At 70.3% G+C, this 3,280-nt stretch carries 3 protein-coding genes; all 3 read left to right on the forward strand.

Going from position 1 to position 3,280, the window contains the following annotated elements:
* Positions 1-1,122 (forward strand): FAD-dependent monooxygenase (locus VFO68_RS05300; RefSeq protein WP_325157022.1); only part of this gene is annotated, 1,122 nt, incomplete at its 5' end.
* 22 nt (positions 1,123-1,144) lie between these two features.
* Positions 1,145-2,053, forward strand: coding sequence for an alpha/beta hydrolase (locus tag VFO68_RS05305; protein WP_325157023.1), 909 nt, complete (start codon positions 1,145-1,147; stop codon positions 2,051-2,053).
* 14 nt (positions 2,054-2,067) lie between these two features.
* Positions 2,068-3,280 (forward strand): FAD-dependent monooxygenase (locus tag VFO68_RS05310; RefSeq protein ID WP_325157024.1); only part of this gene is annotated, 1,213 nt, incomplete at its 3' end.

The raw sequence follows: 3,280 nt of genomic DNA on the forward strand, positions 1-3,280 counted from the left end.
CGCTGGGGACACGAGATGGTCGGGTTCCGGGAGACGCCCACCGGCGTCGTGGTCACCGTCGACGGGCCGCACGGCCGGACCGAACATGTCGCCGAGTACCTGATCGGCTGTGATGGTGGGCGCTCGACGATCCGTGCCGGCGCCGGCATCGACTTCCCCGGTTGGGCGGCCACGCGGGGCATGTACATGGCCGATGTGGTCGGCGTGGAACTGCGCCCACGCCCGATCGGCGAGCGGATCCCGGGCGGCGGCATGGTGCTGTGCGTCGGAATCGGCAACGGGGTCACCCGGATCGTCATCCATCAGCCCGGGGTGAGCCCGGACCACGCAACGGGCCCGCTGTCCTTCACCGAGATCGCCGACGCCTGGCAGGAGATGACCGGTGAGTCGATCCATCACGGCTCGGCGACCTGGATGACCGCGCTGACCAACGCCGCGGGTCTGGCCACGGAGTACCGCCGGGGCCGGGTGTTCCTGGCCGGCGACGCCGCGCACGACCACGCCCCGCTCGGCGCGCAGGGGGTCAGCGTCGGCTTGCAGGACGCGGTGAACCTGGGGTGGAAACTCGCCGCCCGGATCCGGGGCGACGTGCCCGACGGTTTGCTCGACACCTACCACACCGAGCGTCACCCGGTCGGACAACGGTTGCTGCGCAACGTGATCGCGCAGTCCCTGCTGTACCTGACCGGCGAGGACATGGAGCCGCTGCGTACGGTCATGCGTGAGCTGGTGACCTATCCGGACGCCGCGCGGCATCTGGCCGGTCTGGTCAGTGGCTTGGACATCCGCTACGACATGGGTGCCGCCGGGCATCCGATGACCGGGTTGCGGCTGCGGCCGGACCACCAGCTCAAGCTGGCCGACGGGGAGCAGGTCCGGATCGCCGAACTGCTGCACGCCGGCCGGGGCGTGCTGGTCAGCACCGACGGGACGGCCGACGCCGCGGCCGCGCGCTGGGCCGACCGGGTCGACGTGGTCTCCGGTATCTGGGCCGAAACCAACGGGCAGTCCACACCGGATGCCGTGCTGCTCCGTCCGGACGGCTACATCGCGTGGGCCGCGCCGGGCGACGCCGACCTGACCGAAGCGCTCACGAACTGGTTCGGACATCCGCGCCCCTGAACGGAATGGGAGTACCTGCACCATGACGGCCGAAGTGCTACCCAGCATGCTGGACCTGCCGACCGACGAGGAGCTGGCGGCGTCGCTGCCCGGCGAGTTCCGCAGCGACTACCTGCGGGTGAACGGAATCCGGCTGCACTACGTGTCCGGCGGGACCGGCGAGCCGCTGGTGCTGCTGCCCGCCTGGCCGCAGACCTGGTGGGAGTACCGCAAGATGATGCCCGCGCTGGCGCAGCGCTACCGGGTGATCGTGGTCGAGGTGCGCGGCATGGGCGGCTCGGACAAGCCGGCCGGTGGCTACGACAAGAAGTCGATGGCGCGGGACGTCTACGAGTTCGTCCGGGCGCTCGGCTACGAGCGGGTCAACATCGTCGGGCACGACATCGGGGCGATGGTGGCGTTCAGCTTCGCGGTGAACCACCCGGACGCCACCCGCAAGCTCGCCCTGCTCGATGTGGCGCATCCGGACGAGAGCCGCTACGAGATGCGGCTGGTTCCCCGGCCCGGCGCGGGTTTCAACATGTGGTGGTGGGCCTTCAACCAGGTGCCCGAACTGCCGGAGCGGTTGCTGGCCGGCCGGGCCTGGTACCTGGTGGACTGGCTGTACGGCAAGTCGCTGGTCGACCAGGACGCGATCGGTCCGCGGGACCGCGCGATCTACGCCCGCGCCTACGACACACCGGAGGCGATCCGCGCCACCAACGGTTGGTACCAGGCTTTCCACCAGGACATCGCGGACATGAACGGCTACGGCAAGGTGACCGCCCCGATCCTCGGGCTGGGCTGCCCGATCAATGTCGAGCGGCTCCAACGGGTGTTGCCGGAGCAGGGAACCGACGTGCGCGTGGTGCGGGTGGACGACTCGTCGCACTGGATTCCCGAGGAGCAGCCCGAACTGGTCAGCAAGCTGCTGCTGGAGTTCTTCGAATGACCGGGAGACAGGACATGACAAAGGGTGCGATCGTGGTCGGCGCCGGGCCGGTCGGGCTGATGCTCGCCGGTGAGCTGAAACTGGCCGGGGTGGACGTCGTCCTCTACGAGAGGTTGGCCGCGCCGAGCGGCGAGTCCCGGGGTGTCGGCTTCACCAGGCGCGCGGCCGAGGTGTTCGACCAGCGCGGGCTGCTGTCGCGGTTCGGCGAGGTGGAATGGGCGCAGGGCCACTTCGGCGGCGTGCGGATCGACTTCGACAAGCTGGACGAGAACCATTTCAGCGTGCGGGGTATCGCGCAGTTCCGCACCGAGGCGATGCTCGAGGCATGGCTTGGTGACCTGGGGGTTCCGGTGCTGCGCCGGCACGAGGTGACCGGGCTGCGGCAGACCGAAGGCGGGGTGGAGATCGAGTTCCAGGGCCCGGACGGTCCGGGCACCGACCGCGCGCGCTATCTGGTGGGCTGCGACGGCGGCAGCAGCGTGGTGCGCCGGCTGGCCGGTATCGAGTTTCCCGGCTGGGCGGCGACCCGCGGCATGTACATGGCCGATCTGGTCGGGGCGAACATCCGGCGCCGGCCGATCGGCGAGCGGGTGCCCGGCGGCATGGTGATGGCGATGAACCTGGAGGACGGCATCGACCGGATCGTCATCCACGAGGAGGGTGTCACCCCGCACCACGACAAGCAGAACCTGACCTTCACCGAGGTGGCCGACGCGTGGCAGCGCATGACCGGCGAGTCGTTGCACCATCTGGAACACCGGTGGGTCAGCTCGTTCACCAACGCGTCGCGGCAGGCCGCCGAGTACCGGCGGGACCGGGTGTTCCTGGCCGGGGACGCCGCGCACATCCACCTGCCGGCCGGTGCGCAGGGTCTGGGCGTCGGTGTGCAGGACGCGGTGAACCTGGGCTGGAAGCTGGCCGCCGCGATCAACGGCTGGGCGCCGGAGGGCCTGCTGGACAGCTACCACACCGAGCGGTATCCGGTGGGGGCGCGGCTGCTGCGCAACACCCGCGCGCAGGCGCAGCTCTACCTGACCGGCGACGAGATGGAGCCGCTGCGCACGGTGATGCGCGAGCTGGTCGACTACCCGGTGGTGGCCAACCATCTGGCCGGCCAGGTGAGCGGGTTGGGGATCCGTTACGACATGGGCATTTCCGGTCACCCGGCGGTCGGGCTGCGGCTGCGGCCGGACCACCAGGTCAAGCGCGCCGACGGCGAGGTGCTCC

The organism is Actinophytocola sp., assembly GCF_035712165.1.
Lineage (GTDB): Bacteria > Actinomycetota > Actinomycetes > Mycobacteriales > Pseudonocardiaceae > DASYTH01.